The 3,150-nt window shown below is 60.8% G+C and carries 3 protein-coding genes; 2 read left to right on the top strand and 1 reads right to left on the bottom strand.

Annotated features, from left to right (window positions below; translation table 11 throughout):
* Together NW856_RS10280 and NW856_RS10275 are read left to right on the top strand one after the other, a co-directional pair.
* On the top strand, positions 1-442 hold a 442-nt coding region (locus tag NW856_RS10280), incomplete at its 5' end, for an RNA recognition motif domain-containing protein (RefSeq protein WP_414400138.1).
* 91 nt (positions 443-533) lie between these two features.
* Positions 534-1,340 (top strand): DsbA family protein, encoded by an 807-nt coding sequence (locus NW856_RS10275; RefSeq protein WP_414400136.1) that lies wholly within the window; start codon positions 534-536, stop codon positions 1,338-1,340.
* A gap of 313 nt (positions 1,341-1,653) precedes the next feature.
* Here NW856_RS10275 and NW856_RS10270 read toward each other — a convergent pair whose 3' ends face one another.
* Positions 1,654-3,066, bottom strand: a complete 1,413-nt coding sequence (locus NW856_RS10270) for an SPOR domain-containing protein (protein WP_414400134.1) — start codon at positions 3,064-3,066, stop codon at positions 1,654-1,656.
* Positions 3,067-3,150: the final 84 nt, after the last annotated feature.

Raw genomic sequence — 3,150 nt, 5'->3', positions numbered from 1 at the left:
CATTTCCACCAAGGTGATCCGGGATCGGAAGACAGGCAAATGCCGCGGCTTCGGCTTTGTAACGGTGAACACCGAAGAGCAGGCGCAGCAGTACATCGAAAAGTTCAACGGCCACAGCTTTGGGGATGTCAACTTGCGCATTGAGCTCGCCCAGCCGCGCGACCGAGGGGAAGAAGGCGAATCCAAAACAGCGACCTCTGAGCCTTCATCCAAAGAGTCCAGAGGTTCCAAAGATTCCAGAGCGTCCAGAGATTCTGAGGCCAAGGGCTCTAAAGAGTCGGCAGAAAACCCTGCCCCCAGCAAAAAGCAACGCCAGCGCGGCAATAAGGGTGGGCGCTCCACCGTCGTCGCCGAAAGTGAGGCAGCCTCTGAGCCGGATCCCCGCTGGGCCAGCCAGTTGCAGCGGATCAAGGAGCAGCTTCTGCAGGTCACCAATTCCTAACCCCCCCGAACGAGTGATAGACACTGTTGGGATCTGACGGTAGGCTGGGTGAGTTGCGACGGCTCTAGGCATGTTTGAGAGGGGGGTTGGGATGCATAGGCTGGTGAGGATTTTTCGCGCTTGGGGGCGGAGCTTGGCCCGGGCTGGACTTTTGTTCGGGCTGACGGTTCTGCTGGGAGTGGGAAGTGGAGCTCCGGTTTTCCTACCAGCGGCGGCGGCTGCCCCGGCAGATTTGGAAGAGCAGGTGCTGCAGATCATTCGAAAGAACCCCCAGGTGATTCTGGAGGCCGTACAGGAATACCAGCAGCGACAGTACCAGGAGCAGCAGCAACAACAGCAGCAGCTGGCGGAAGAATTTGGCCGTCAACTGCGGGAGAACCCACGCGCCGTCATCGGAGATTCCCCTCGACTGGGATCCGACGCTCTGCGGTTGGTATTGGTGGAGTTCTCCGATTTTCAATGCCCCTTCTGCGCCCGCGCCCACAGCACCCTCAAGCAGTTCATGGCCGACCACGGGGATGAGGTGACCTTGGTGTACAAGCACCTGCCCCTGACCAGCATCCACCCAGAAGCGATGGCGGCTGCCCGGGCTGCTTGGGCCGCCCAACGTCAAGGTAAGTTCTGGGAGTTTCACGACGAGCTGTTTGCCAACCAATCTCAGCTTGGGGATGGGTTTTATGTGGCCACTGCTGAGAAGCTGGGCCTGAATATAGAAAAATTCAATCGGGATCGGCGCAGTCGGGCGGCAGAACGCGCCATTCAGCGAGATATTGACTTGGCCTCTCAACTGGGCATCGGTGGCACTCCCCATTTCATCTTGAACGGCATTGCCTTCTCCGGTGCGCAGCCGCTGGAGGTGTTTGAGCAGACGCTGCAGCAGGCTAAGCAAGCCCTCTAGGAAAAATGCTCCGCACTGCTATTGAAACAGGTGGTGTATTGCAAACAGGTGGTGCAACGGCTGGCCCATCCTTCTTACCAGCCTCGCCCAGTTGCCCAAACGCTCCGTCCTTGAGGAGGGCTTTACGGTAGGCTCAGGGCAGTGGCAGGGTAGTCAACCGCTCTATTCGCCCAAGCGGGCTGTAGGCTTTGACAAGCCAGTAGGGTGGGGAGTATGTCAAAAGCAGAAACTCACCCAAGTCGCCATTTGGGCCGAATGGGGATCCCCAACGGCAGGGAAGGAGGAGAGCGTTTATGGCGGAAGTGGCTCTTGGCTACTCCACGGGCAGGATGCGGGCATCGAACCCTGCTTCGGCCAGAGAGCGCCGCGCCTGTTCGGCGTTGGCCCGTTGCCGGTAGGTGCCCACCTGAATCACTGAGCCCCGCAGGAAGGCATCAGGGGCAAACTGTTGCAGCTTGGGTAGGGCCTCTTCCCCAGCCGGCACCACCACCCAAAATCCGCTGCCACCTTCTTCCCCAGGAGGGACAGCCTGAGCAGCCGGGGAGGAGACGGGATCCGCTTGCAAAAGAGGCTGAGAGCGGCGCAGATCGGCGGGGAAGATCCCCGCTTCATAGCCTTGGCCGGCCAAGTAACGCACCTGCTCGGCGGCAGCAGCAGGGTCGGCAAACCCACCTGTGCGCACCACCCGCAGGTCATCGTAGATCAAGGGCAGGGATCCCTCTAGGAGTTGTTTTAGCGCAGGCCATTTCTCCCCGGTGGGATCGGCCACCAACACCCAATAGCGCTCTCCTTGTGCTGGGTTGGAGATGGGATCCTGGCCAGCATTTTCTCCTACCAGCGACACTGCCACTGCCGGCAACCCCTGAGCGGTTAGCCAGCGGGCTTGATCCTGGGCCAACGACAGGCGGGAGAAGGTTCCCGTTTGCAAAGCAACCTGGCCGCGGTACTGCACCACAGTGGCTCCTGGAAAGAAGCGGCGCACCCGTTCTTCCAAACGGGGATCACCGGTGGGGTTGGGCACGTGGGTGGCAAAGGGACGCTGGGGATCCAAGGGGGGAGCCGTTGGCGTCGGCGGCACAGAGGCTTTTGAGCTGGCAACAGGGCGGCTGGGTGCTGCTTGGGCAGGAAAAGCAGGGGGCAGAGGGGGATCCGTTTCTTGGCGGCTCACCACCCGCACCGATAACCCCAACCGTTCCAAGTCGGCCTGACGGCGTTGGGCATGGCTGCGGTTGATGAACGTCCCCGCCAGAATGAAAACCTGCCCATCCCCTTGCACAAAATAGGCATCCGGCACCTGGGCGCGCACCTGGGCCAACTCCGCCGCCCCATCCGCCAGCACATGCACTTGGTAACGGGTCAGGGCCAAAGCAGCCGGCAGGACGTTCCCATTAACGGCGTGGAGCACAAGGGCAAAGGCCGCCAGGGATCCGGCAAAGAGGGCCGGTTGCGCTGGCAACAGGGGTACGGAGCATTTCAGCCAGCCGTAGTCCTGACGGGCGTTGCACATGGGATCCATCTCCTCTGGCGGGATTGGCGGCAACTCAAACCTCTGCATCCGGGATGGAGTCTTTGCCTGGGCCTGCGGGGATCCCCCACAGTGCCAGAGCTCGCAGTTCACCCCCTTGCGGGAAGGACAACTCAAAGCTAGCGTAAGCCGAAGTTTGGGCAAGGCTGTGCCAGGGATGGGCTTGCAGATGCCGCCCACCACCGATAGAATGCTCCGCACTGCCACCGCAAAGATGCAGCCCAGTTGGGTTCACGGGAGAAACACAGATCTAGTGCATCTCCAGTATATATAGGCTGGCAAGGC

The sequence above is a fragment of the Synechococcus sp. R3-13 genome (assembly GCF_047462195.1).
GTDB lineage: Bacteria > Cyanobacteriota > Cyanobacteriia > Thermostichales > Thermostichaceae > Thermostichus.
The sequence above is the reverse complement of the archived record's forward strand: the minus strand, read 5'-3'. Positions and strand labels throughout refer to the sequence as shown.